Here is a 1052-nt window from a genome sequence, read left to right as displayed (position 1 = left end):
CTAGAGCGTTTCCAGATTTGACGGAATCGAGGGGATTCCAGATTTGTCTGTTTTGTGATTCAAGATGCTGGCTGGAGTGGAGGCCAGCATCTGATGACCCGACCCCTTTCCAATGATCTTCGCGAGCGGGTGGTGGCGGCGGTTTTGAGCGGCGAGAGCCGCCGGTCGGCCGCGAAACGGTTTGGCATTTCGGTTTCGGCGGCAGTGAAGTTGTTGCAGCGCCATCGGGCGACCGGCTCGGTAGCACCTGGCAAGATGGGTGGACATCGCAAGAGAGTGCTGGAGCCGCACCGTGCCTTCATCGAGGCGCGTATACGTGAGACACCTCATCTGACGCTGCACGGTCTGAAGGATGAGTTGGCCGGTCGCGGGGTCAAGGTCTCGCACAACGCGGTGTGGTCGTTCCTGCGCCGTGAGGGTCTGAGCTTCAAAAAAAACGCTGTTCGCCCTTGAGCAGGCACGCGCCGATATTGCCCGCAGGCGCCAACGATGGCGATCCTGGCAGGCAGGCCTCGATCCGCAGTGCCTGGTCTTCATCGACGAGACCTGGATCAAGACCAACATGGCTCCGCTGCGCGGTTGGGGGCCGAAGGGCAAACGGCTGCAAGGCTTGGCTCCGCACGGCCACTGGCGCACATTGACCTTCCTTGGCGCGCTGCGCTGCGATCGGCTCGCGGCACCTTGCGTCTTCGACGGGCCAATCAACGGCCAATGCTTCCGCGCCTATGTCGAGCAGCATCTCATCACCGTGCTGAAGCCCGGCGATATCGTCGTCATGGACAACCTGGGAAGCCATAAGTCGGCCGCCATCAGGCAGATGATCAAGGCTGCCGGCGCCAGGCTTTGGTACCTGCCGCCCTACTCCCCCGACCTCAACCCGATCGAGCAGGCCTTCGCCAAGATCAAACATTGGATGCGCCAAGCCCAAAAGCGCACCATTGAGGACACTTGGCGCCACATCGGCCACCTCGTCGAAACCATCGGGGCAGCCGAATGCAACAACTACTTCAAAAACGCTGGATACGCTTCCGTCAAAACGTGAAACGCTCTAG

At 60.7% G+C, this 1052-nt stretch carries 1 protein-coding gene; it reads left to right on the top strand.

Annotated elements, in window-relative coordinates; all coding sequences use genetic code 11:
* The first annotated feature begins 93 nt into the window (after nucleotides 1-93).
* Nucleotides 94-1042 (top strand): IS630 family transposase gene (locus tag AC0L18_RS32320; RefSeq protein ID WP_473495732.1). Its coding sequence is split into 2 segments (ribosomal slippage): nucleotides 94-429 and nucleotides 431-1042, totalling 948 coding nucleotides; the frame shifts between segments, so codons are not numbered across the junction.
* Nucleotides 1043-1052 lie beyond the last annotated feature (10 nt).

The sequence above is a fragment of the Mesorhizobium sp. WSM4819 genome, from assembly GCF_055811215.1.
Note: the sequence above shows the minus strand (reverse complement) of the source record. Positions and strands in the feature narration are given on the sequence as shown.